The sequence below is a fragment of the Rivularia sp. PCC 7116 genome, from assembly GCF_000316665.1.
Classification (GTDB): Bacteria; Cyanobacteriota; Cyanobacteriia; order Cyanobacteriales; family Nostocaceae; genus Rivularia.
In genome coordinates this window covers 5,466,219-5,492,546 of the sequence record NC_019678.1, presented here as the reverse complement: position 1 = coordinate 5,492,546, position 26,328 = coordinate 5,466,219, and the positions used below count along the sequence as shown (strand labels likewise).

22 protein-coding genes and 1 tRNA gene are annotated in these 26,328 nt (G+C 38.2%); 10 read left to right on the top strand and 13 right to left on the bottom strand.

The window, feature by feature from the left end; translation table 11 throughout:
- The first annotated feature begins 100 nt into the window (after positions 1-100).
- Complete coding sequence (locus RIV7116_RS21255) at positions 101-532, top strand: hypothetical protein (RefSeq protein WP_015120373.1); 432 nt, start codon at positions 101-103, stop codon at positions 530-532.
- A gap of 24 nt (positions 533-556) precedes the next feature.
- Here the strand turns inward: RIV7116_RS21255 and RIV7116_RS21250 are convergent, their stop codons facing one another.
- Positions 557-1,756, bottom strand: a complete 1,200-nt coding sequence (locus RIV7116_RS21250) for a tetratricopeptide repeat protein (RefSeq protein WP_015120372.1) — start codon at positions 1,754-1,756, stop codon at positions 557-559.
- 179 nt (positions 1,757-1,935) lie between these two features.
- Between RIV7116_RS21250 and RIV7116_RS21245 the strand changes: the two genes are divergently transcribed.
- Complete coding sequence (locus RIV7116_RS21245) at positions 1,936-3,372, top strand: serine/threonine-protein kinase (RefSeq protein WP_015120371.1); 1,437 nt, start codon at positions 1,936-1,938, stop codon at positions 3,370-3,372.
- Between the two features lie 141 nt (positions 3,373-3,513).
- Here RIV7116_RS21245 and gndA read toward each other — a convergent pair whose 3' ends face one another.
- On the bottom strand, positions 3,514-4,971 hold the full coding sequence (gene gndA / locus RIV7116_RS21240; protein ID WP_015120370.1) for an NADP-dependent phosphogluconate dehydrogenase: 1,458 nt from the start codon (positions 4,969-4,971) through the stop codon (positions 3,514-3,516).
- Positions 4,972-5,276: 305 nt separating this feature from the next.
- On the opposite strand from gndA, the gene RIV7116_RS21235 reads away from it, so the two are divergent.
- Positions 5,277-6,002 carry a Ycf66 family protein gene (locus tag RIV7116_RS21235; RefSeq protein ID WP_015120369.1) on the top strand — a complete coding sequence of 242 codons (726 nt, stop codon included), beginning with the start codon at positions 5,277-5,279 and terminating at the stop codon, positions 6,000-6,002.
- A 204-nt stretch (positions 6,003-6,206) separates the two neighbouring features.
- On the opposite strand, the gene RIV7116_RS21230 is transcribed toward RIV7116_RS21235, so the two are convergent.
- From RIV7116_RS21230 to RIV7116_RS21220, 3 genes are all read right to left on the bottom strand, one after another.
- Positions 6,207-6,434, bottom strand: a complete 228-nt coding sequence (locus RIV7116_RS21230; protein WP_015120368.1) for a 4Fe-4S dicluster domain-containing protein — start codon at positions 6,432-6,434, stop codon at positions 6,207-6,209.
- A 128-nt stretch (positions 6,435-6,562) separates the two neighbouring features.
- Complete coding sequence (locus RIV7116_RS21225; protein WP_015120367.1) at positions 6,563-7,777, bottom strand: ATP phosphoribosyltransferase regulatory subunit; 1,215 nt, start codon at positions 7,775-7,777, stop codon at positions 6,563-6,565.
- The gene (locus tag RIV7116_RS21220; protein WP_015120366.1) at positions 7,777-8,721 is read right to left on the bottom strand and encodes a J domain-containing protein; all 945 of its coding nucleotides are present in this window, start codon (positions 8,719-8,721) and stop codon (positions 7,777-7,779) included. The genes RIV7116_RS21225 and RIV7116_RS21220 overlap by 1 nt, the downstream gene beginning before the upstream one ends.
- A gap of 739 nt (positions 8,722-9,460) precedes the next feature.
- Between RIV7116_RS21220 and RIV7116_RS21215 the strand changes: the two genes are divergently transcribed.
- Together RIV7116_RS21215 and RIV7116_RS21210 are read left to right on the top strand one after the other, a co-directional pair.
- On the top strand, positions 9,461-10,720 hold the full coding sequence (locus tag RIV7116_RS21215) for a DNA/RNA non-specific endonuclease (protein WP_015120365.1): 1,260 nt from the start codon (positions 9,461-9,463) through the stop codon (positions 10,718-10,720).
- Positions 10,721-11,647: 927 nt separating this feature from the next.
- Positions 11,648-12,271, top strand: coding sequence for a hypothetical protein (locus RIV7116_RS21210; RefSeq protein WP_015120364.1), 624 nt, complete (start codon positions 11,648-11,650; stop codon positions 12,269-12,271).
- Positions 12,272-12,391: 120 nt separating this feature from the next.
- Here RIV7116_RS21210 and RIV7116_RS21205 read toward each other — a convergent pair whose 3' ends face one another.
- From RIV7116_RS21205 to RIV7116_RS21195, 3 genes are all read right to left on the bottom strand, one after another.
- Entirely contained in the window at positions 12,392-13,210 is an 819-nt protein-coding gene (locus RIV7116_RS21205; protein WP_015120363.1) for an inositol monophosphatase family protein, read from the bottom strand.
- A gap of 77 nt (positions 13,211-13,287) precedes the next feature.
- Positions 13,288-13,815 carry a thermonuclease family protein gene (locus RIV7116_RS21200; RefSeq protein ID WP_015120362.1) on the bottom strand — a complete coding sequence of 176 codons (528 nt, stop codon included), beginning with the start codon at positions 13,813-13,815 and terminating at the stop codon, positions 13,288-13,290.
- A 248-nt stretch (positions 13,816-14,063) separates the two neighbouring features.
- A complete protein-coding gene (locus RIV7116_RS21195; RefSeq protein WP_015120361.1) occupies positions 14,064-14,432 on the bottom strand; it encodes a 2Fe-2S iron-sulfur cluster-binding protein in 369 nt (122 codons plus the stop codon).
- 96 nt (positions 14,433-14,528) lie between these two features.
- Between RIV7116_RS21195 and RIV7116_RS21190 the strand changes: the two genes are divergently transcribed.
- From RIV7116_RS21190 to RIV7116_RS21165, 5 genes are all read left to right on the top strand, one after another.
- Positions 14,529-14,615, top strand: a tRNA-Ser gene (locus tag RIV7116_RS21190).
- Between the two features lie 542 nt (positions 14,616-15,157).
- Positions 15,158-17,419, top strand: a complete 2,262-nt coding sequence (locus RIV7116_RS21180; protein WP_015120360.1) for an EAL domain-containing protein — start codon at positions 15,158-15,160, stop codon at positions 17,417-17,419.
- A 432-nt stretch (positions 17,420-17,851) separates the two neighbouring features.
- A complete protein-coding gene (gene lpdA, locus RIV7116_RS21175) occupies positions 17,852-19,282 on the top strand; it encodes a dihydrolipoyl dehydrogenase (RefSeq protein ID WP_015120359.1) in 1,431 nt (476 codons plus the stop codon).
- Positions 19,283-19,402: 120 nt separating this feature from the next.
- On the top strand, positions 19,403-20,293 hold the full coding sequence (trpC, locus tag RIV7116_RS21170) for an indole-3-glycerol phosphate synthase TrpC (RefSeq protein WP_044292132.1): 891 nt from the start codon (positions 19,403-19,405) through the stop codon (positions 20,291-20,293).
- 108 nt (positions 20,294-20,401) lie between these two features.
- Positions 20,402-20,653: a DUF5340 domain-containing protein gene (locus RIV7116_RS21165; RefSeq protein WP_015120357.1), complete on the top strand. Its 252-nt coding sequence runs from the start codon at positions 20,402-20,404 to the stop codon at positions 20,651-20,653.
- Positions 20,654-21,171: 518 nt separating this feature from the next.
- On the opposite strand, the gene RIV7116_RS21160 is transcribed toward RIV7116_RS21165, so the two are convergent.
- From RIV7116_RS21160 to RIV7116_RS21140, 5 genes are all read right to left on the bottom strand, one after another.
- The gene (locus tag RIV7116_RS21160) at positions 21,172-21,363 is read right to left on the bottom strand and encodes a DUF2949 domain-containing protein (protein ID WP_198287544.1); all 192 of its coding nucleotides are present in this window, start codon (positions 21,361-21,363) and stop codon (positions 21,172-21,174) included.
- Positions 21,364-21,885: 522 nt separating this feature from the next.
- Positions 21,886-22,404, bottom strand: a complete 519-nt coding sequence (locus RIV7116_RS21155; RefSeq protein WP_044292131.1) for a DUF192 domain-containing protein — start codon at positions 22,402-22,404, stop codon at positions 21,886-21,888.
- A gap of 332 nt (positions 22,405-22,736) precedes the next feature.
- Entirely contained in the window at positions 22,737-23,423 is a 687-nt protein-coding gene (gene nblR / locus RIV7116_RS21150; RefSeq protein ID WP_015120354.1) for a response regulator transcription factor NblR, read from the bottom strand.
- Positions 23,424-24,086: 663 nt separating this feature from the next.
- Positions 24,087-25,004, bottom strand: coding sequence for an NAD(+) kinase (locus tag RIV7116_RS21145; protein ID WP_015120353.1), 918 nt, complete (start codon positions 25,002-25,004; stop codon positions 24,087-24,089).
- A gap of 251 nt (positions 25,005-25,255) precedes the next feature.
- Positions 25,256-26,239 (bottom strand): SDR family oxidoreductase, encoded by a 984-nt coding sequence (locus RIV7116_RS21140; protein ID WP_015120352.1) that lies wholly within the window; start codon positions 26,237-26,239, stop codon positions 25,256-25,258.
- Positions 26,240-26,328: the final 89 nt, after the last annotated feature.

Genomic DNA, 26,328 nt, shown 5'->3' with positions numbered 1-26,328 from the left:
TTATAATCCCAAAGTTTAACGCAAAATTGAATAATAAAAATCTTTTTTTTATTTTTTAATTATATTTTATAAATACATACTATATTTTCACATTTTATCAATGTGTAATTTAAAAGATTTTCTCAAAACTGGTAAATTAGGCAAAATTCATATTGGTATTTGTATCAGAGATGTTATCAAGATACTAGGTAAACCAGAATTGAGCACGCAAATCAAACCCAATATTGATATTTATAAATATGGCGATTTAGAATTAACGTTTGATTGTCGAATCATAAAGCAAATCAAGATATCGCTTAATCATAATAGTCCCCAAATACCCAATCAGTTAGCTAAAGAAATTTGGTCAATTAAGCAATCAACAAAAATCGAAGATTTGCTAGATATAATTGATAACTATGAAATAAGCTGGCGAGTTCATGAAAAGTGGTCTTTTGATAGACAATTGTGTCTTGTTACAGAAGCAGAAGTACTTTTATATTTTGATTTAGATAGGCGCGAATTCCAATCATTACTTGTGACAACCAATTAATATTCTTCTCATCACTTCTAACCCCTAACTTTTAACTTCCAACCCCATATCTTTCAAACCCTTTCTTAACTGCTCTGCTGCAAAGTGATTATTTTGTTTCACATGTAAATCAATAGCCTCTTTAAAGGCAGTTAAACTATCGTCTACATAACCAGCTTTTAACAAAACTACACCTAAATTTTGATAAGCTTGAGCATAATTTGGATTTAAATCAATGGCTTTGACATAAGCTGCAATGGCATCTTTAAATAAACCCATTGCTTTGTAAGTCATGCCTAAATTGTAATATCCGCTAATAAAAGAAGGGTCAATTTTTAAAGTTGTTTCGTAAGCTTTTTTTGCACCGTTTAAATCTCCTTTTTCTTTCAACAAGCTACCAAGATTGTTATATGCTCCCAATTTTAATATCGGATAAATCGGCAGTTTAGTTGCAGCTTGATAATGAGCGATGGCTTGCTGATAATTTTTTAAACGACTGTAGGCTATACCCAAATGGTAATAAAGTTCGTACAAAATATCAGAATTTTCACTTTCAACAGAAACTCCTTTGGATAGTAACTGAATACTTTCAGTTATTTTTCCTAAATCAATATATAAAGCTCCTAACTTACTACAAATATAAGCATCATCGGGATTATTTGCGAAAAACTCTTCCATTCCGACTTTGGCTCTTTCTAATTTATTTTTATTAGAAATTTCGCTTTGTTGATAACCCGAATGTAGAATTGCAATTCCTTGTATATAACCTATTTGCCAATGCGGCTCTTTTACTAAAATTTCGGAAACACTATCATCAACTAAAGCGTGATAGGGACGAGAAAAATGGATATCGGGATGGTTGCGAAACAGCCGCGAAACCATAGAGTAAGGAGATTGCCTCGCACCAATTTCTTCGCGTACCAAATTTATGAGTAGATATTCTTCTGTTTGTACAGCTTCTCTGATTGTAGGAATCATTTCTGGTGCTAAAGTTTCATCAGCATCTAAGATTAAAACCCAATCCCCAGTTACATGTTTTAAAGCTTCATTGCGGGCTGCACTAAAATCATTACACCATTCAAAATGATGTATCTTAGCACCATACCCTTTGGCAATTTTTACTGTTTTATCGGTTGAGCCAGTGTCTAAAATGACTATTTCGTTAACAAACTTTTTCGCGCTACTCAAGCATTTAGATAGCGTCGATTCTTCGTCTTTGACAATCATACAAAGGCTAATTTTCATAATTAAGTCTTAGTTGTTGGTTGTTAGTAATAACTAATTCCGTGAAATCAGTGAAATTCGTTTAATCCGTGATATTCGTTTCAATAATCCGCTGTATTTATCTATAAATCCATGAATATAAAATTTTGTGCAAAAATATACATCTATCAATATAAATTTTAAGATAATTGGTTAATTTTATGAATCAAATATTGAGCGGACGTTATCAAATTATTAAAGAATTGGGGAGAGGGGGCTTCGGGGTTACTTATATTGCCCAAGATTTACAGCGCCCAGGGAATCCTCGCTGTGTAGTCAAACTTTTTGAACCGGCAGCCAAAGACCCTTATACTTTAAATGCTGGCAAAGTTTTATTTGATAGGGAAGCCGAAGCTTTAGAAAAATTAGGAAATCATGACCAAATTCCTCGACTCCTAGCGCATTTTGAGGAAAGTCAAAAGTTTTATTTAGTTCAAGAATTTATTGAAGGGCATGATTTAAGTCAGGAATTACGTACAACAAAACAATTAAGTGAAACCTTTGTAATTGAACTTTTAGAAGATATTTTAGAAGTTTTAAGTTTCGTACATCAGAAAGGAAAAATTCATCGGGATATCAAACCTTCTAATATTCGACGGCGCAAATCGGACGGTAAAATCGTGTTGATTGATTTTGGTGCTGTTAAAGAAGTCAGTACTCAAATAGCTAATCCACAAGGGCAAACGAAAATAACAATTGCTATAGGTTCTCCTGGATATATGCCCAGCGAACAGTCGAATGGAAAACCGCATTTTAGTAGCGATATTTATGCTGTAGGAATGATTGCAATTCAAGCATTAACAGGAGTATTTCCTATACAGACAGATGCTCAAACGAGTGAGGTTTCTTGGCAGCATTTGACTGATGTCAATCCTAAATTAGCGAATATTTTAAATACAATGGTTCGCTATGATTATCGTCAGCGATATCCTACGGCGCAGTTAGCTTTGCAAGCAATAAAGTCATTATTGAATTCTACAGCTACATTTAATCAAGCACCCGATACTTTAGTTACGCATCAGCCGCAAAATACACAAAATACTAAAAATATTTTAATTGCTTCTGCTATAGCAGGCGTTATTGCTGCAAGTATCGCTATATTACCGAATATATTTAACTCTAACAATAGAATTGAAGATTTTTCTACTTACCAAAAATCAAATTTAGGAATCACAATCAAATTTCCTCAAAATTGGCAAAGGCAAGATATAGATAATTTTATTACAAAAGAAGTGGTTGCATTTTTATCTCCTGAATCCGGCGAACAAGATAATTTTCAAGAAAAAGTGATTTTGAGTGTAGAAGAATATTCCGGAAGTTTGAATCAGTCAAAAGATGATTTTACCAAAGAAATAACCGAACGATTATCCGCAGCCAAAATTATCAGTACTAAACCGACTACTTTTGCATACAAGCCAGCTTTTCAAATTATTTATACTGCCAAAAACGAAGAAAGTAATTTGAATTTAAAAAATTTACAAATTTGGACTTTGAAAGGTAATAAAGCTTACATTTTGACTTATACAGCAGAGCAAGAAAATTATGACAAGTTTATTGCTACTGTCAAAGAAATGACTAAATCTTTTGAAATTGAATAAATAAAAATTGTTCGTAGTTGCGCTTCAGCGCCAAATATGTTCGGCGAAGACAGCGCAACTACAAACCTTATATAAAAGAAACCCGATTTCTCAAAGAAACCGGGTTAATAAAATGACAAATTAGTTGAAACTAATTAATAACTAGTCCATTTTTGTTACTGATTCGTTGCTGACAGTCGCTTCATCGATGGGAACCCAAGCGGTGTGGAATGCTCCTTCTTTGTCGGTACGCTGATAAGTATGGGCACCGAAGTAGTCGCGTTGTGCTTGAGTCAGGTTTTGAGGCAAGCGCTCGCGTCTGTAGCTATCGAAGTAATCCAAGGAAGCGCTGAATGCGGGAACAGCTATTCCTAATTGAGCTGCTACAACGATGATTTCACGCCAAGCTTCTTGTCTGTCAAGAATTGTTTGCTTGAATTCGGGAGCCAATAGCAAGTTGGGAAGTGAAGGATTTTCGTCAAATGCTTTCTTGATTTTGTTCAAGAATCCTGCACGAATGATACAGCCACCTTTCCAAATCCGCGCCATTTCACCAAGATTCAAGTTGTAGTTAAACTCATTAGAAGCTTTATACAACAATGCCATTCCTTGAGCGTAGGAACAAATTTTAGAGCAGTAGAGAGCATCGCGCACCATGTTCACAAATTTCTTGGTGTCGCCTTTATATTTACCAGTAGGGCCGGAAATTTCCTTGGATGCTGCTACTCTTTCTTGCTTGTAGGATGACATAATTCGAGCATTTACTGCTGCACCAATGGTAGGAATTGGTACACCCAAATTAAGTGCATCTACTGCTGTCCAGCGTCCGGTTCCTTTTTGTCCGGCTGCGTCTACGATTAAATCTACTAAAGGTAAACCGGTTTCTTCGTCAATATAAGGAAAAATATCGGCAGTAATTTCAATCAAGAATGAATTTAATTCATCAGTCTTATTCCACTCGGCAAAGACTTCATGTAATTGATTGTGGTCTAACCCAGCGGCATTTTTCATTAAGTCATAGGCTTCTGCAATCAACTGCATATCGCCGTACTCAATACCGTTGTGAACCATTTTGACATAATGTCCGGCTCCACCAGGTCCGCAATAGGCAACACAAGGGCCGTCATCAACCTGTGCCGCGATTTTGGTGAGAATGGGGGACAGATACTCATAGGAACTTTCGGTACCTCCAGGCATCAAAGAAGGACCGTTGAGCGCACCTTCTTCACCACCACTTACACCCATGCCAATGAAGCGAAAACCTTTTGGTTCTAATTCGCGGGTGCGTCGTTCGGTGTCTTCATAAAGCGAGTTACCACCGTCGATAATGATGTCACCCTCATCTAACAAAGGTGTGAGTTGTTCAATTACCTTATCAACTGGCCCGCCAGCTTTCACCATTACCAAAATTTTGCGGGGACGTTCTAATAAACCCACAAACTCTTCCAAGGTATAAGCTGCTTTCACATTTCTACCTTGGGCGCGTTTTTCCATAAACGCGTCAGTTTTTTCACGCGAGCGGTTATAAACTGCGATCGGGAAGCCGTTACGCTCTACGTTAAGAGCGATATTTTCTCCCATAACAGCTAATCCAATCACACCAAAGCTTTGTAGTGTCATAAATTTTTTCTGGCTAACTCTTCCAATCCTTTCTTTTATCTCTTAGGGTAGTCCGAGATTTTCGGTTCACTTCTAAAGAAGACATTAAGACTTTATTTAAAGACTAAAAATGCATCATGGATACACATAATTATTTTTAATCTGTATATTAATTAACAATTTGTTTCTCAAATTCGCTAAATTGTAATATTTACTATAAATTGATTGGGGATTGGGGACGGGGAGAGAAGGGGAGATCGAATCAATTACCAATTACCAATGCCCCATACCCTATTCCCTTTGAGAATCTAAAACTCAAAATTCTTATGACACATCTTTTGGCTTTGATAGTCGGTTTTGGCAGTTTAGCAATCTATTTAGCGGCTTTCTTTTTTCCTGAAGTTCATCGCAAAAATGATTTTTATTGGAGCGGTGTCGGATTGTTCTATGCCCTTGTATTATGGTTTTTTTCACCGCGTATCGGTGGATGGTTTTTCTTGGGGCAATTAGCAGCCGTTACTTTGTTATTTTGGTTCGGGTTACAAACTTTTTCGCTGCGTCGTCAAGTTACTCCCGCAATGCAGCAAACCCCGGTACCCAGCCCTGAAGCTGTGACAAGTTCTGTGAAAAACAATATTTCGCTGCAAGAACGAGTGGGAGGATTATTTAAAGCTGTAAGCGGTATTTTACCTGGCAAGAAGCAAAAGGCTACCCCAACTGCAACACAACCTGCAACTACAACTTCTACCGCTGAAGAGACTGCTGCTGCAACAATTGGCAAAACTTTGGCTGACGCAATTGATGAAGAAACTCCGGTATCGGATGCACCTGTACAAATTGTTGATAATACTGATACCACAACTACAACAGAAATCCCAGAAGTAATCCCACCTGAAGCACCACCCGAAGAATTATTAAAAGCTGCTGAAAATGCAGATGCAGAAGAAAAAACCATACCTCCTGTAGAAGAAATTGCTCCCGATGCCGAACTTGCTCCTCCGGCAGAAGCACCACCAGAAAAAATCCCACCAAGCGATCTACCCAAAGAATGAGTAAATAAGCCTGCATTACTTTTTGTTGTCAAATCAATATATAAGTAAAAGTAAATCCCCTCCACGTTAATTTTCCGGAGGGGATTAATTATTTTGGATGGGTAATTGGTAATTGGGCATGGGGGATTGGGCATTGGGTATTGGGAATAATTTAAGATTCTTCTCCTTGTCTCCCTATCTCCCCCTCTTCCCCATCCCTCATTCCTACTGCGGTGTTTTTTGTAATTCTGGCTGTTCTTCTGGAACAATTGCTCCTTCTACGGGACAAACTTGAATACAAATGCCGCAGTCGATACAGGTGGCAAAATCAATCCAAAACCAATCGGTTCCTTTGACGTTTTTTCCAGGTCCCGGATGAATACAAGCTACGGGACAAGCATCCACGCAATCTGCAACTCCTTCACAAACATCAGTAACAATCGTGTGTGCCATGTTTCCCCTCTCTTTTCAGTGAACAGTTATCAGTCAACAGTGAACAGCAGTTAATAATTGCAGCTTGATGATTAGCGTTCAATTGTAAATTGTAAATCTTCAACTGCTCACTGCTCACTGTTCACTTGTTAACTGCTAACTGATTCAACTTTTTTAGAACCGTCGGCTTTTATCCAGGCAATTTGGGCGATTTTTCTGTCGCTGGCGTATTCGCGAATGGCTTGAGCATCTATGAAGCTTAATTCCATTTCTACTGTGACTAAATGAGTTGAGGAGCGCAGTTTTTCTGCATAAGCAAAAGCTGCTGCGATCGCGCTGGTATTTTCTGGCACTACTAACCAGTCGCTGGCTAATTGTGTTTGCGGTAATTGCCCAGATGTTGATAGTACATGGTATAAATCTTCAATAAATAAGGCGAAGCCGGTACCGGGTATGTCTTTTCCTTGGGGATGATATAGTCCTAATAATTTATCGTAACGTCCGCCAAGCCCTATGACTCTTGCTTGGTTATCAATATCGCTAACTACTTCAAATACAATTCCGGTGTAGTAGTCGAAAGTTTGAATCAAGCTGAGGTCAAGAACAAGGGAACAATTGCCCTGGGATTCTATCAACTCTATTAAGGCTTTGAGGTTGTTGACAGCTTCCTGCTGCTCGGCATCGAGATTTAAAGTATTAATTTTTTGCAGCACATCCGCACTTTTGCCGCGTAAATCTAACATTATTTTGGCGCGATCGCGAAGTTCTTCACTTAAAGGTAAAGTGTCTATAGCTACCCGATCTAAGTTGGCAAGAGCGCTGCGGATTTTATGCTGTAAATCGTCAGGAAAGGCTTTGAGTAAAGAGCGAGTAATTCCGGCTTCACCCACGACTAAATGCCAATTCTGTAGCTGGAGCGATTGCAAGCAAGCGGCTACTAATAGCAATACTTCAGCGTCTGCTACTAAGCCGTCACTACCTAATAGCTCAACTCCAGCCTGATAAAATTCTTGCTGACCATTGTGTTTTGAATCTGGCGCTCTTCCAAAGACGTTGGCATTGTAGTAAAGCCTTTGGGGATAATTAACGCCGGACATGCGCGTTACCGCAGCACGAGCTATAGAAGCCGTTAGTTCGGGACGCAATCCCAATTCTTCTTCTTGGATGTTTTGCAGTTGAATTACTGTCGAGCGCTCAATTGCACCTCCTGCCATTAAAGTATCTATACGCTCCAAAGTTGAGGTAATAATCCTGTGGTAACCCCAGCCTTGAAACACTTGTTCTAGCCTGTCTTCAATCCAGTGTTTTTGAGCTACATCTAAAGGTAATAAATCCCTGGCTCCTACTGGAGGTTGATACACCATTATTTTTTCTTCCCACCGAACAATCCACCAAATAAACCGCCACTTTCAGATTTTGCAGATTTACTTGCACCAGCACTTACAGTACTCTTTTTACCGGCACCGGGTGAAGTTTTCTTTAAAAACTTATCAATTTTAGTTTTCCCTTCCAACGCTGTTTCGTCTTTGGGGTTTAATTGCAAAGCGCGGTCAAAATGAATTTTTGCCATTTTAATTTGATTTTGCTTCATATAGACCACTCCAATCAAGCTATGGGACTCGCTACTATTTGGCTTCATCTTCAAAGCATCTTGCAATTCAACCCGAGCTTGTGATAATTGATTCTTGACGATTAGTTCTTGGGCACGACGTAGATAACCAGCAAAAACTGGGTCTTCTTTAGGTTTTGCCGGTGCGGCATGATTTTCCACCGCAGTATTGGTGTGAGATGCAGGTGTAGCATTTGTTGCTGATGGAGATTTTAAAGATTTACCCGCACTCCGCATCAAATAAACTAAATTCAACTCGCTGATTTGCGCGATCGCTTCTAGGGATTGTTTTAATGTTTTATATTGAATTTTGGATACTTGAGATATGGCGTTTTTATAAGCGCTGTCATAATTTGGGGTAGCTGCGAGCTGTCTGGCATTGTCGGTGGTTAATTCCACAGAAGAGGGATCTTGAGCCAAACGTTTCCCTACCTGCGCTAAAACAGCAGTATGTTCGGCACGATTCCTATCTTGATAAAGGTTTTCGTAAGCTGGATTTACCAACTTAGATAATAATTGGCTCGCTAACCGCTTTTCATCATCGTTAGCCGCTCCACAGCTATCGGGATGCAAGCGACGCGCAATTTTTAGGTAGCGCTTGCGAATTTCGGAAGCATCTGCATCTACTCGAACGCATAAAACTGCGTGGTAATCTATAAAGTCATACTTAAATAGACCGCGTTCTATTTGAAAAGACATAAGGCTAATTTTATACTAAAAGAAACATTAATCTTACTAGTTTACTTCTACACCTTGGGTGTTTGTCAGTAGTTGATTGTCCGTAAATTATTGATTCCTTACCAGTATCAGTTACTAGTTAACGTCGCCGCTAAAATGTAGTTTTTATGTTGATAGCTGTTTTTACTGCTGATTTTTAAGAGAAAACAACAGGTTTGAGCAAATTAAATATTTTATATTTTCAGAGTAAATACTTAACCTTTCACAAATTATTCAAACATATTGATACCATTTATCATATACACTTCTAGTTGAATTTATTGAACTTTTTATTTACTTGAAAAAAAGCTGCTTGACAGAAAATTATAGATTTTTTCACTAAATATTTATAAATCGGGGATTTCTATAAGTTTATCTGCGTGAATTCCGAAGTGATGAAAAACATTGTTTGTAGTTGCGCTTTAGTTCGGCTTTTAAAACCGCCTCGGAATCAATTCCGAGGCTCATACGCAAAGTACGTTAAAACGCACTAAAAGCTTTTTATAGTCTGATTTATCAGACTTTGTATATCAGCCTTGAAATTGACTTCTCTGTGAGAAAGCCTCCGGCTTACAAGGTGATTGTGGAAGCTAGCAGAGAATACCCGAAGATATAAATTCAAATCAACTCCCATAACACAACTTAAATAATTATTAGTTATCAAAGTTGAAAACCTGCTAGTTCTAATTCATACTATGAGTGAAATTTACCCAACAATATTATGGCAGGCTACAATCCCGATTTTTTAGGGAATGGGATTAATCTTCCCGTACCAAGCTTTGCTCCATCGTTAGCAGGGGATGTACTCCGCAGTTCTTTATTAGAAGATGATATTTTTGCTAACTATATTAATTACTCAATCATCACCAATCGAGTTCGACGTTCGACTATTGTCACTTGTGTAAATATTGACCAGAATTTGATTAAAAATGTCCGAAGGAAACGGGGTTGGGATATTGATACTCGTATCGGTGCCGATTTTCAACTTGATAACGACTACTATCGCAACAATCCTTGGGATAGAGGACATTTAGCGAGAAGAGGTAGTTTAGCTTGGGGAAAAACAGAAAGAGAAGCCAAACGAGCTTCCGACGATACTTTTTATTATCCCAATGCAGCCCTACAGCATGAGAATTTTAATCAAGATGAATGGCTAGCTTTAGAGAATTGGGTATTCGATCTCAAGTTAGATAGTAATGGTAAAATCACCGTTTTCACCGGGCCAGTTTACGGAGATTTTCCTCGCACTATTTCCCCACAAGGAAGAGAACCCGCTTTAATTCCTTCAGCTTTCTTTAAAGTGGTTTGCTTTGTAAATAAAGACAATAACGAACTTGATGTCCGTGCTTTTCTGATGTTCCAGGATGAAGAAGCATTACGAGATAAACAAGGTAATAAGTTGTTTAATTTTCAAACCTATCAGGTGACAATTACCGAAATTGAAAGATTAACGGGTTTGGAATTTGACGATGAGATTTACGAAAAAAATCCTTTGTTATTTAACGAAAATCCCGAAAAGAAAGAAAAACTTCATATCGAACAATTTCCCGAACGAATTGAAGTTGATGCACCTGCTGAAATGATTTCCAAAGGTGAATTAAGAGATTCAGTTGCTATTGATAACGCTGCTATTTTTATTGCTGCTGCAATGGTGAATCCGTCAGGTGATGAACGAGCATCGGAATGGGTTTCTATAATAAATCTTTCTTCGGAAGCAGTGAATTTAGAAGGTTGGAGATTATCGGATACTAAACATGAGCCATTACAACTAAATTCAGTTTTGAAGGAAGAACAAAGGATTTTGAAACCGGGGGAAGCGGTGAGGATACAGCCATTAAGCCCGGTAATGTTATCGAATCGTGGTGGGGTAATTAGTTTGTATGACAATCAAGGTAAAGGGAGACGGATTGATAGAGTTCGATATACCGGGAGAGATGTTGAGCGGGAAGATGCTGCGGTGAGGTTTTTGCGTCGGGGTTGACGAGAGATTGGGTTATTTCTCGTTACTAGTCTCTGGCTAGTAACGCAGTGGCTGAAGGCTCTGCCTACCCGGTTGATTGAGAGGCAGAGCCTCTAAAAATACCTTCCCACGCGGAGCATGGGAACTAGAGGAATCCTAACGGGGAATGCAAACCCCGAGCTAATAGCGAAAGTCCTATGAATAGATGTGAAATAAATAGGACTGAAATACAATAACCTTGTTCATTTATTCCGAAGATTTGTAGAGACGTAGCACTGCTACGTCTCCCGACGTTTGGAGAAAACGAACAGCGCTGACTTTCAACCACAAATACTATTATTTTTGGCACCTTCATACAGAAAATTGCAGCTTCTCTGAGCCGTAATTCATAAAACTTTAACTGTCGCAACTCCTTGGAGAGCATCGCAATTCATTGATTGATAATCGTTTTCAGGTGCTGCGTGGCGGTTCCTGGTTCAACGGTCCTGGAAGCTGCCGTTCCGCGTCTCGCCACTACGACCCTTGGGCGGAGCGCGACTACATCAACTACTACGGCGGTTTTCGTGTGGTGTGCGCCGTTGGGAGGACTCTTAAGTAGCCCTTTATACTCTAGCCCTTTTGCCCTTTGCTCTTTTATTCTTTACCCTTGGTAAGCGGAGCGATAAAAATTTGTTTTTCAGAAATTGAGTTTATATAGAAATCCGGTTTGATTATTTTAGATATCTGTGAAAATTAAGATAATGTCATTGCGAACGAAGTGAAGCAATCCCAACCCTTGCGATTGCTTCACTTCGTTCGCAATGACGAATTATGTTTTTACACATTTGGGATGCTCCCAATAAATATATTTTTATTGTAGGGTGCTGTGACACTTAATTAAAACTTGAACGTAATAATAAGGGTTATAGTGTCACGCACCAGCCAAGTACAGATAATTGAAAAGCCTTTATGACAAAAACCAAAGCCATCACGGATGCAGAAAACCGTTTTGGATTTGTTCGCATTGAAGATGAGCAGTTTTTCCCAGAGTGGTGCGAGGAATTACCAACTATTACCGAAACGGAAAAAGAAAACCTTGATGTGCTGCGACGCAGGTATATTTATCATCGTGCTGATGGGAATTTGCTGGAGGGAATGGTTATGCTGCTGCTGGTTTCCCCGTTAATTGCAGCTTCTGGATTTTACGATCCACCGTTTCGTATTAAAGCTGAAGAATCAGTTAATTTATTGGTGGATGATGGTGAAGAAATTTTGCGGGGAAGGATTGATGTTTTGGTTTTACAAAATAGATTGTGGGTAATGGTGCTGGAATCAAAAAAGACTACTTTGTCAGTTTTAACTGCTGTACCGCAAGCTTTGGCTTATTTGATGGCAAATCCTAATTCCAATTTACCTGTATATGAGATGGTGACGAATGGGGACGATATTTTGTTTATCAAGGTAGTACAAGAGAATACACCAAAGTACGATTTGTCACGAGTGTTTGCTCCGTTTACTTCTGCGAAAGAGCTTTATATTGTTTTACAAATTCTGAAGAAGTTCGGTCAGTTAGTTACTCCGACAAACCTTTAATTTTTCCCGTAATTTAGGATTTGAGAGGGAATGGGGAATATATTTTTATAAATAATAAATAATTTAGAGGTTCGTAGTTGCGCTTCAGCACTTAGCATATTTGGCGCTGAAGCGCAACTACTAACCTTTCTTCTCCACTTTCCAAACTTGATGCGCTCTCCCCAATTCCTGACTCAAATTTTCATGTATATAACCATTAGTAGCTAAAAGTCTTCCCGAATCCATCTTGAAATCGCTACCATCATAAGCCGTCACCTTTCCCCCAGCTTCCCGTAAAATAATCACCCCAGCAGTAATATCCCACGGTGAAAGTCCTCTTTCCCAATATCCATCCAAACGTCCGCAAGCTGTATGAGCTAAATCCAATGCAGCAGAGCCACCGCGTCTTACTCCTTGAGTCAAATGTGTTAAATGACAAAATTCCGTATAGTTGTTATCGTCAGTTTCCCGACGGTCATATGCGAAACCAGTAACCAGCAAACTTTTATTTAATTCTGAAGTTTTAGAAACACTTATAGGACGACGATTACAGCTTGCTCCCAACCCTTGAGCGGCACGATATAGTTCGTTGCGAAACGGGTCGTAAATTACACCAACCTGGGGAACGCCATTAATTAACAGCCCAACGGAAACTGAAAAAAACGGATATTCGTGAGCAAAATTAGTTGTACCATCCAAGGGGTCAATAGCCCAAAGATATTCTTGATTTTGATTGCCTAATTTACCAGATTCTTCGGCAAGGATAGCGTGTTCGGGAACGTGACGACGCAAAGTTTCCAAAACCACAGCTTCGGAAGCTTTATCGGCAGCAGTTACCAAATCACCAGGACGTTTTTCGGAAGTTTTATCTTCAACTTTACCCAAATAACTTTGTAAAACAGCACCACCAGCCAGCGCTGCTTCTGTGGCAATATCGAGAAAAATTTGTAAGTCAGGCATAAATAGGTTAAAGGTTAAAGGTCAAAGGTTATAGGTTTAGAGGTACCAATTACCAATTACCCATTACCAATTCGCATTCATCGATAAACCCGACGAAACTCTGAGGGAGAGAGCCGCATGGGGTTGTCAGGGTTCCAAATTCCTTCCCCCATAAGTCTAGACCAATGCTGTGCGCGTTCCAAGCGGGAATCGTATTTATGGTTAGGCGATCGCGCTACAAATATTGCATGTCCTTCTTTAACTAATTGTTCGTTTACTAAGGTGTTATCTTTCCATATGTAAGCTAAGGTTCGTCCGTATTTATCCTTGGCTTCTACGTCAAACTCAAATCTAACGGGGGATGATTTATCTTCGATTAACTCTCTCAAACGTTTTCGAGAAGCTTCACCCCAAGGGCGCTGACGCACGGGAGGAGAGCTAATACCCGTCAAACGTACCTCAGAAATTAAATTAGGCTGTTCGCGAAAACCCTTCACTTCTAAAGTTTGTCCGTTGACAACCCGTTCAACTTTAATTTCCACCATCCCCGCTTGAAATTCATCTTCTTTGGCTTGGCATCCCAGCAACAGCAACAAGCAACAGAGGAATAGGACTGCTTTTTTCATTCAATTTTGGATTTTATAGTTAGGAGTTAAGAGTTACACCATTTCTTGATAAAGATGCGCCGAATATAGCCCATGTAGATGGGTTTTGTTTGAATAGCCCCAGCCTTATAGGCTGCGGGCAATTTAGCGCAACCTCATACAGAATTGGTATTAGGAGTTAGGAGTTGATAATAATTTAATCTTCCCCACGCCACTTGCTACAACCGAGGAAACCGAGGCAACGCAGTGGCTCCTCTTCCCCATCTTAATTAATCATCCTCAAGGGGTAATCCTGCACGAACTCTACCTTTGGCAAAATAACGTCCGAATTGCTGTTCGTAAACTTCATCTTCGTCTTGGGTTTCGACTTCTAAATCCGAACAAGCGTAACTAACGCACAATAGAGCGTAACCTTTTCTTTGTAGGTGAGGGGATAATCCCACAGCTTCGGGTTGAGAAATATTTCCCTTGATGACTCTAACGGCACAAGTGGTACAAGCACCATTCCGACAAGAAAACGGTAACTCTACTCCTTGTTTCTCAAAGCTATGCAAAATGTAGCGATCGCTGGGAACTTCTAAGGTGTGGGTTATGCCTTTGGCTCTATCTCGAACTGTGACTTTGTATGTAGAGGACATGATGATTTCGGATTTTGGATTCGGTAATTATAGAATTATTCTCTCAAGGATTGCAGTTTATTTGATTTCAATGTAAGATATCATCTTGTGGCACCTGGAGAGGTGGCCGAGTGGTTGAAGGCGCAGCACTGGAAATGCTGTTTACCCGAAAGGGTAACGAGGGTTCGAATCCCTCCCTCTCCGTTTTAAGAGTAGATGTATATTGAATATTTCAAGCTAAAAGTTTGTTTTAGCTTTATCTCATCCCACGTATGTAAGATACGTGGGTTATTTTTTTGGCGTTGCTGAATTGAAATATGAATTTGTTTTTCCTGTATTTATTAGCCCCCTAAATCCCTCTGGGGGAAGGGGGGCTAATCATATTTTTAATCACCAAGCTACTTTTTTACATTCAATGCATTTTAAGTGTAGAAATTCGGCAAAACCAATTGTGATGAGATGCTTTGAGTTTTAACAAAATCTTTGATTTATGCAAAAACACTATGTAATTACAATCAAAAATGTATTATTTAGTGCTTGCAATACTGAAATTACATCGAACTGAAAATAATTATGTAATAGTGATGATGACGTTAAGCAAAAGTTATGCTCAAGATGCGAACAAAAATTAATGTTCGGATTAGCCAACCTTAACGTCTAGGGACTGTAATTTCTTAAGCGCTCAAAATTGAAATTAATTAAAATCAGTTTTTCGTAAACATTTTATTAGCTGTATAGGTAAAGGAATGAAAAAATTGGCATTGCTGATTGGGGTAAGCGATTATGAATACGAGTTGAATCCCCTGCCAGGTGCCCTTAAGGATGTTGATGCGATGCAACGTGTTTTGCAGCATCCAGGTATGGGTGATTTTCCCGTAGAAAATATCAAGGTATTAAAAAATCCACAGATACCAAATATGAGTATGGAGATTGAGAAAATTTTCTCTAACTCTGGGAAAGATGATTTGGTATTGCTGTATTTTTCAGGACATGGCATCAAAGATGACAACGGCGATCTTTATTTAGCTAGTAGTCAAACTTATAAGCATCCCAACGGACAATTAATTACTTCAAGTACGGTGCCTGCGAGTTTTGTGCATAACGTCATGGATAAAAGCTTTTCCAGGAGACAAGTCATTATTCTTGATTGTTGCTTTAGCGGTGCTTTTGCTAGAGGTATGACTGTAAAGAATGATGGGCATATAGATATTAAAAGTCAGTTGGGAGGAGAAGGAAGAGCAGTTTTAACTTCTTCTACTTCTACTCAATACTCTTTTGAGGAGCAAGCTTCTAATCATTCTATTTACACGCGCTTTCTTGTTGAAGGAATTGAAAATGGTAAAGCTGATATAGATGGCGATGGTGTGATTTCAGTTGATGAACTGCATGAATATACTCGCACGAGAATGCGGAAAACTGCACCTAAAACTAAACCTGAAATTTATGCTTTTGAAGAAGGCTGTAAAATTCAGTTGTCTAAGGTATATACATCTCATCAAACAAGTTGTTCGCTTCTTAGAAATCAGATAAATTTTGGTGAGTTAAAGTTAGGAAGAACGCAGCAACAACAAAATTATGACGATTGTTCGTTGCAATTCGATTATCTACCCAACTTCTTAGAAACGTTTGAGTCATTTATTGAGATTTTAATTAATCAACTATCATATTTTTCTAATATCCAAAATACTGAAAATATTTTATCAGAGACATTAGAATTTCAAAAACTAGAATCTATTAGAGAAGCTTCTGAGGCTGATTTTGTATTCGTACTCAAAAACGACAGCGATGATAATTGTGTTGTGAAATCGCAAAGCAATTTAGCAGATAATATAGACCATAATGCTTATATCAATATCTTAAATACCACAATTTTCCCAATTATTTCTTACGAATCAGTTTTCAATCCCTCATATCATGGGACATGCAAAATCAATGAGTATGGAAATAATTATGCTAATACTTTTGCGATTATACCGTTAAAAATGCCTCCGGAAGCTGAAATTATGGTGGTTTGCGGTTTACCTCGCGATTCATACTTACTTGGAGATGCATACGGCAAAATTTTATCGAGTTTTTATCAAAGTACTCAAGAATCATTAGAGCCTATGTTTGTAGAGGCAGCTATTATTGATGCTTTAAAAAAGGATTTTAAATTTGTTTCTAAATCCCTATATGACAGACGGTTTCAACTATTTTGCGAACGATTACAAAAAATGGTTGTTTATTTTGAACCCGTTATTTGTATAGATGTTAATGAATTTTTTATCAGTGGTTGGGAAGCTTTAGCCAGAGATACCCAGAGCTTAACTGCTCCCGTGGATTTATTTCAAGCTGCTGAATTATGGGGTTCTCAATTTAAACTTGAATTAGACCAATATTTTCTGAGAGTTGCGGCACAAAGCTATAAACAAGCTAGAAAATCCAAACAAAGAAGACTTAGTGATGTTGTCCCATTATCAGTTAATGTATATCCAGAATCATTAATTAAAGAGGCATATTTTGAAACTGTTAGAGAAGTTATTGAAGAAAATATTATTTCACCACGAAATTTAATTTTAGAAATCTCAGAAAAATCTGAATTGCCCAATTTTAATGATGGTGTCAGACTGGATAACCCTTTATTGTTTTTCAAAAATAAGCTTTTAGAATATGTTCACAAATTCAACATTCGATTTGCCATTGATGATTTTGGAGTTGGTCATTCTTCTGTTTCTCGACTGGCAGGTTTAAACCCATGTCACGTCAAAATTGACCGCGAAATTCTACATCACCAATCCAATTATTTAATTATTAATTTTGTTCATCAAATAGTTAAAGCTAATAATTTATATCCACCCAATGTGATTGTTGAAGGTGTGGATGAAGAAACTCCAATTAGTTTATATCAATTGAAAGAAATTGGTGTCACTTATGTTCAAGGACATCTTATTGGTAAGCCCGAACCAGAAGTTTATCGTCTCAGTCAAGAAAAATATATAGAGCTTCAAAGAATGATTTCTGGAGAATAGGTAATGGTAGGTTGGGTTAAAGGCGCACTAATTATTTATAGGTATAAAATATTGAGAATACAACCTAACCCAACATCAATATTGTGGCTTTAGATGAGATATATTTTTGAATAAAAACTATTGTTTTCAATTATTTGGTTTACTTTTCAAGATAATGTTGGGTTGGACTCCGTTTAACCCAACCTACTAACTTATTACTATTAATATTAACTAATGCCAATTACGAACAACCATTATTTGGCAAACTTTGTATTCCTGAACACATTTACGTTAACTCATAGTTCTTGTAAACAATCGCAAAGCTATTGTTAACCACCCGGCGAGCAAAAACTATAATATAAAGTTTGGCAAAACTCTAAAATAAAAAATACTTGCAGTATCGCTGCACTCAGTTAAGAATTGATACGGTAAAGCAAGCGGAGTAATAAGACGGTGAGTCAGTCATTTGATTATGATTTGGTGATTGTAGGCGCTGGAGTAGGTGGACATGGCGCTGCCTTACACGCCGTTAGCTGCGGATTGAAAACCGCAATTATTGAAGCTGGTGATATGGGGGGGACTTGCGTTAATCGTGGCTGTATCCCCTCGAAGGCTTTACTTGCAGCTTCCGGAAGAGTGCGGGAGCTACGCGATGCTTACCATCTTAAGTCTATGGGCATTCAAATTGATAATGTTCGATTTGAAAGAGAGGATATCGCCAATCATGCCAATAATTTGGTAGCAAAGATTCAAGGAGATTTAACTAATTCTCTCAAACGTTTGGGTGTTGATATTATTCAAGGTTGGGGTAAAATCGCCGGAAAACAAAAGGTTACGGTTGATAGCTCCAATGGTGAAAAAACTATTACTGCTAAGGATATTATTCTCTCAACCGGTTCGGTTCCTTTTGTGCCACCGGGGATTGAAGTTGACGGTAAAACCGTATTTACTAGCGACCAAGCGGTAAGATTGGAATGGTTGCCGCAATGGGTAGCAATTGTCGGTAGCGGCTACATCGGTTTGGAATTTTCCGATGTTTATTCGGCTTTGGGTTGCGAAATTACCATGATAGAAGCTTTACCGCAGTTAATGCCGGGATTTGACCGCGATATTGCTAAACTTGCCGAAAGAGTATTGATAAACCCTCGCGATATTGAAACTTATTCTGGAATATATGCTAAAAAAATTATCCCTGGTTCGCCGGTAATAATTGAATTAGCAGATTTTAAAACTAAAGAAGATGTTGACGTGTTGGAAGTTGATGCTTGTTTGGTTGCTACCGGAAGAATTCCAGCTACGCAAAATATAGGTTTGGATTCAGTTAGCGTTGAACTCGATCGCCGTAAGTTTATCCCAGTAAACGACTCAATGGCTGTATTAAGTCAAGGGGAACCAGTACCTCATTTATGGGCAATTGGTGATGCTACTGGCAAGATGATGTTGGCTCATGCTGCTTCGGCTCAAGGTATTACGGCTGTCGAAAACATTTGCGGTAGAACAAAGGAAATTGATTATTCCAGTATTCCCGCAGCAGCATTTACTCATCCAGAAATTAGCTATGTGGGAATGACTCAAGAGCAAGCTAAAGAAAAAGCTGAAGCTGAAGGTTTTGAAGTTGGTGTAAGTAAAAGTTACTTCAAAGGTAATTCCAAAGCTTTAGCTGAAGGAGAAGCCGACGGAATCGCCAAGGTTGTATACCGCAAAGACACTGGAGAAGTGTTGGGAGTCCATATTTTCGGACTTCACGCAGCCGATATCATCCACGAAGCAAGTGCGGCGATCGCTAATCGTCAAAGCGTTAATTCCCTGGCTCATTTAGTCCACGCACATCCAACACTTTCGGAAGTTTTGGATGAAGCATACAAGCGAGCTGCTGTTAGTTAACAGTTAACAGCGAACAGTCAACAGTGAGGAGTGAGGAGTCAACAGTTAAAACTATCTCCCCCCTCTTCCCTAATCCCAATGCCCAATGCCCTATTACCAACTACCAATTACCAAATAACAATGCAAATCCGTCGTCGTCCCCCCAATCCCGATATTGCCGTAATGTCTTTGCGGTATCAAATTGCTGCTACTGATGCCGAACCAAGCAATATTTTGGAAGAAATTATTTGGTATAAAGAAGCGGAAGTTGACCAAATGCGCGAAAAGCAATCTTTACAGGATTTGCAGCGTCAGGTGAAGAATGTTCCACCCAGTAAAGATTTTCTGGCTGCTCTACGTCAAGGCAAAACAAAACCAGCTTTAATTGCAGAAGTAAAAAAGGCTTCTCCCAGTAAAGGAGTTATACGAGAAGATTTTGACCCCGTACAAATTGCTCTTGAGTATCAAAAAGGTGGCGCTAGCTGCCTTTCGGTACTTACAGATAAAAAGTTTTTTCAAGGCAGTTTTGAAAATCTATCCAAGGTAAGGGCTGCTGTCGATTTACCTTTACTGTGTAAGGAATTTATTATTTATCCTTACCAAATGTATTTAGCACGGATTCGCGGTGCTGATGCAGTTTTGCTGATTGCAGCAGTACTCAGCGACAAAGATTTGCAATATTTCATCAAAATCGCTAAGGCTTTAAAATTAACTGCTTTGATTGAAGTTCATACTCTAGAAGAGCTTGACAGGGTTTTAGCTTTGGATGGTGTTTCCCTGATTGGTATCAACAATCGTAATTTAGAAGATTTTTCTGTTGACTTACAAACTACTTGTAAGTTATTACAGGCAAGAAATAAACAATTAAACGATCGCAATATTCTTGTTGTGAGCGAATCGGGATTATATACCCCATCCGATTTAAGTTTAGTCGCTCAGAGTGGGGCATCTGCTGTATTGATTGGTGAATCTTTGGTGAAACAACCAGATCCAGCTTTAGCTATTACCAATCTGTTTACAACATCTTCATAACTAACTTTTTCGCAACTTCAACCGATAAGCTTGTTGGCTGTGTAAAAATTCATGTATCACACATCTTGAGTCGAGCCAAACGAACATCAACCTATATTTTTTAACTTCATGGAGCAAATTCCTCTTCCTTCACCCATACATTACGAATTATTACTGCAATTGCTCGAAAGGCAAACAATGACAGCAGTTAATCAAAATCCCAATTTACGGAATCAGGTAAATCAATTAATTATTACTCTCCGTAAAGCTGCCGTGCAACAAAAGCAATTAGAGCAGGTTTGTCAAGTTTCTTCTATGGAAGTTTCCCATCGTTGGTCGATAAACCACCTTAATTCGGGACAAGTAGCAACTTCTGAATAATCAAAAGTTACCGTAACAGCTAGTAGGGCAATACAAATTATAAAAGCATCGCCTAAGTTATGTCTTAGGTTATTTACCGTGAGAGCATATAAAAATCTAGTTTCATATTGTCAAGCTTGAAGAGCGTTATATCGCTTAACTAAGTTACCGCAGAATGCGTTCATCGCAGGCACCGCCGTTTTACGGCGGTGTACCAATGACTAAGATTATTTTTTTGCCCTACAGCAGTTTTCCTGAGACTACCTTGCTGCTGTCTTCATTGTACAAACAGCATCAAGAATAAAATAGATGTTTAATATACCATTAAATTTAATTGTCATCGCAAAAAAATTATTTTACTAAGAGGCAAGCATAAATTTTGCAACTAATAAAGAAAACACTACAAAAATTAAAAGAGCGAGTTGATTATTCAACTCGCTCTTTTAATTTGTATATCGCTAAACGTGGAATCAGTTTTCGCAAAAAGTGGAGTCTTTGCAACAACATATTTCAATTCTCCATATTGCACTACTCATCATCTATGCTGTTTCCAACCAATCGTAAATTTGCTCTAACTGTTCTAAAGTAACCAAACCATACTGCCACAGAATCATTGGTAGGGGACCTGGATCTTGCTCGCTATGCCTCAAAGCTACCGCTAGCGAAGCGGCAGAAATTGATAAATCGTCTTGCAAAAAACGAATCAGTCGCGAATAAGTAGATTGTGTCATTTTTATCTCACCTCCTTCAGTGGGGTCTATTGTTATATATCTGTCCATTGTGCATCCGTAGCTAGTAGCCAGTAATTCATTTGTCACCGCATAGTTGTTTACTAAATCATTGAGTACAGTTTGTCCTATGTCTGGTTCACAAAGGAGAATGTACGGGAAATAAATATTTTAGCTTGATTTATTGTCAACAGTCTCAAGTAACACTTTGCTGAATTTTAAAAAGTTTAATACTTTCTACTTAAGTAATGACAGCTAATTTCATTTCTTGTAACAAAGATTCCATAGCTATACTCCCTTATTAGCGACTGTTTACACGTACACCAAAAGGAAGATTTTTGCGATCGCTTATAAATTTTTACTTGACTTTAACCTAAGAGTTGGCTATTGACTAGCTGCAATGCAAATCTTAACATCACAATCGCTTTTTATACCACTGCTATTGATACTTTTTTATCAATAATCTATTCTATATATACCTATTCAGCTATATAAGCAGATATATCCTATTCACCTATTAAGTAATTATGGCGATTCAATTGAATTAATTATTACCTTATCTCCTTTTTTTAATCCTAATTCCGCAGCTCTTCCAGAGCGCAACTCAATTACTTGATCGATAAGAGTTCTTGGTCCGTAGGTAGGGCAAGGTGCTTTGGTACAGGGGGGTGCAGAATTTGCAATATATTGGACTATTCCTTTGTGCAGAAAAAGCATATCTAAGGGAACAGGTACATTTTTCATCCAAAAACTAACTGGTTGAGGAGAATTAAATTCAAATAGCATTCCTCGGTTATCTGGTAAAGCCTGTCTGTACATTAATCCCATTGCTTGTTGCTGTGGTGTACGGGCTACCTCTAGTTGAATTTTTGTACCGTTGGGAATTGTTGCAACAGCAGAAATTGGTAGTTCTTGACCTAAGTTATTCACGCTTTGAGGACTTTGAGATACGGTAATATCGGGAGATTTTGCTGGTGTCTGTTGAAAACAACTTGTCAGTAAAATGCCTAGGGTTATCGGCAATAATAAGCGATAATATTTCATGAAATTTTTAATTATTACTCCAAATTCGATTGATTTTAGGTTTTGCATTCTAGCAAATAATTGATAGAAGTATGAAGAATTTACAGCAACCGTGTCTCGTTTGTTACTAGAGATAGCCGAACTATAAGCTCTAACTACTACAAATCATCAATCAATATAATTAACTAATATTAATCCTGCGTTTTTTATTTGAACCGACTATATAAATTCAGATTTTTTTAAGGTTTAAACGCTATCTCCGGCAGGAAAAAATCTATAAATACCTGCAACTGTTTGTGAAGCAACTAGCGATGAAACACTTTGCTTCTACAAATTATTTAGATAACTTAAAATTAAGAATCTCTTAATACATAGCCGACACCGCGTACAGTTTGAATTAACCGTTTTTGACTTTCGTCTTCTATTTTTAATCGCAAGTAACGGATATAAACTTCAATGACGTTTGACTCACCCATAAAGTCATAGCCCCAGACATTTTCCAGAATCTGCTCGCGAGTTAAAACTTCACGAGGATGTTCCATTAAGTACTTTAACAGCTCAAATTCCTTCATTGTCAAATCAATGACTCGTTCGTTATTTATAGCCCTACGAGTCGCTAAGTCTAAAATTAAATCTCCGAAACGTAATTGTTCTGAAGTATCTGTATCGGGTTTTAAATACAGCTTAACTAGATTCATGAAATTTTCGGAGCGGTAAGGCTTGAGAAAATAATCATCGGCTCCTGCTTCTAAGCAAGCTGCTCTATCATCAACTGAATCTCTTGCCATTAACATCAGTACTGGAGTACACACGCCGTTACTTCTGAGATTTTTACATAAGGAGATTCCCGATTCTCCGGCTAGCATTCTATCGACAACAATCAAAGCTGGTTGTTTATCGCGGTTATGTTGCAAACCAGAGGTTGTATTTGAGGCTAAAATCGGTTCGTAGCCAATTTCTTTTAAATCTGAAGAAAGCTGACTTGCAAGCTTTTCGTCGCTTTCTATTACTAAAACACAAGGGTTGTAAGCAAGAGTCATTCGATTTAGTATTTTAAATTTACGATTTTATACCATTTCTTTATAAAGATGCACCATTATATTCCTGAGTTGGGGCAATTTAGCGCAGCCCCTTATATGATTGATATGAGATTTTAGGTTTAAGTTTAAGTAGAAAGTTTGAAGTTTGAAATTCAAATTTATTTTAGGAATAAAATTCAAAAATTACAAACTAATTACGTAATTATACTAAACTAGAATCTACAATCTTTATTGAAAGCCCCAGACAATTTGAAAAAAAAGAATAAGAATATCTTCTTTCTTTGAATTCATTAGCTTAACAGGAAACAAAGTTACACTATTAATTAATTTGCCGTTAGTTTTCGTTAAATGCCACCTTGAGAATAGTAAAACTCAAAAAGCGGAACTTCTGATTAGATTTTACGAACAGATACTTTTTATATCTGAGTGAAAAGTAAGACGCAAAATAATCGTAATGGTTGCTTTAATTACAATTATTTTATACTTACTGCCTTTTCTACAATGTTTTAGCACGTCCAAGTTTTAATCGAACATATGGAAATATACTAAATTTTTAAGATTGTTTTTATAATCATCGCCGAATAAAGATTTTATAGAGGCAGTACTACTACTCCCTCTACAACTTTTGAATTAATATTTTTACTTTAAGCCGCTAAGAATCGTTCAAGGAATTTCTACGGAGGTTGGTTTAGCAATATGAGGTAAACCCCAACCTAACTTTTCTCGTAAAATTCTAAAGAACTCTGGCGATTGCAGACGAATAAAACGGGCGCTATAATCTGATTTTTCTATTGTGACGCGGTCTTCTGGAAATACATAACACCCACCATTACCATCAACTGTCATTACTAATTGAGTTGCATTTACCGGATGAATATTAACTGGTTCGCTATCGGGGAATACTAATGCTCTTGATGCTAATGAATGGGGACAAATAGGTACTAACTGTAATACTGCCACACCAGGAGCGACTACGGGACCCCCAGCACTCAAAGAATAAGCAGTGGAACCCGTTGGCGTAGAGACAATAATACCATCTGCGGCTATATCCACGGATGCATGACCGCCAATTGCAATTTCAAAATGGCACATGGAAGTCAAAGGTTCGCGATGCAATACCATTTCATTTAGACACAAGGCTTCCCAGAGTACCGACTCTTTGCGAAACACTTTGACGGCGAGCATTGCTCGTTCTTCAATTTCGTAATTACCCTCTAAAACCTGCTCTATTGCTGATGGTAATTGATTCACATAAGCTTCTGTCAAAAAACCCATGTGACCGGTATTTATTGCCAGCATCGGTATTCTAGATGGTGCAACTTGCCTAGACGCGGATAATACCGTACCGTCTCCACCGAGTACTATAACGAATTTTGTAGACGAATCAAAGCCAGGGGGTGTAAGTCCTTCAATAGGTGTATGACATACAGGGCTGCGCGGTGTCGAATAACCCAAAATTCCACCAATACCAGTTGCGATAGATACATCCCAACCCAGATTGGTGAATTTGTCTTGTAATTCGACAGCAATGTCATTTGCTATCGGCTTTTCGTCATTGTATATAATGCCTACTTTCGGCACGTTCAAATATCCAAATTAAAGGAAACGTTTTTTTATTAAATTTATAGTTACACAAAATGTGTATCTAGTACATACTTTGTTTGTAACGGGCATAGGGCATTGGGCATGGGGCATAGGAAAATTAGAGTTTTTTTATAGGCAGGAGTTACTCCCTTCCCGGCAGAAGATTGCCTAATTGATTAAGGGAGGAAGTAGGAGTTATTAATTCAAAGCCCAATTCCCAATGCCCCATCCCCTATGCCCAATCGCCGTTAAGAAGATTGCTTAAAAGGAGTTCTTTTTTCTTTCTTTTTCTTGCCTTTATTTTGCTGATAATCTAGTTCTCTAAGCTTTTTGGTAATTCTATTGAAATATTCTTGCAAATAAGATTCTAAAGTAGTTATTTCGCTTTTATCTATGTCGAAGGCTTTATATGTCTCATCCATGGAAGCGTCTAATGGCTTACCGCTTGCTAAAACTTCTGTAAAAGAAAGTCTATCGGATACGTTCCATCCCCATTGAAAGAAACGCAGAGTGTTACGAATAGTACGAAGTAAGCCCAAAGGCATCCGGGTGATTCTGGCTGTTTTTCCGGATAAACGCTCGCATAAGTTGATAATTTCCTGGGCACTCCAAGCACGGGTTCCTACTACTGGAAATGTTTTATTCTCGGTTTCTTCTGTTTTAAGAGCTTTTATGGCAAATTTAGCAATATCTTGAGTATCCATATAAGCGATGGGTGAAGAATCTCCCGTTACCCATACTGGCTGTGCTTCTAATATTGGAATACCGTATTGTCCAATCAAACCCTGCATGAAGCCTGCTAACTGTAAAACGGTGTAGTTTAAGCCGGATTCTGCTAAAAACAATTCCGTACACCGCTTGATTTCCATTAAGGGCACTTCTGGATAATCTTGATTATTTAATATGGAGAAAAAGATAAAACGTTCAATATCTGCTGCTGCTGCTGCTTTGATTAATGCAACTTTTCCATCCCAATCTACTTGCTTAATACTCAGTGAATCTGTGGGACGAGAAGTTGAAGCGTCAATTACGGCTTTTACACCATCCATCGCTGCTTCTAGAGTTTCGGGATAGCATAAGTCTCCCCGCACTAATTCTGCACCCCACTCCTTTAAAAATGCTGCTCTTCTAGAACTTCTTACTAGACACCGTACTTCATAACCTGCATCAATGGCATTACGAGCAACCTGTCTTCCCAAGGTACCGGTGGCACCTACTATCAATATTTTCATCAGGTTTGATTAAAAAATGTTAACTTTTATGAAAACAATTTTATCAGAATTGTTTTTTTAAGCAAAAGTGAAGATAAATCTGTTACTAA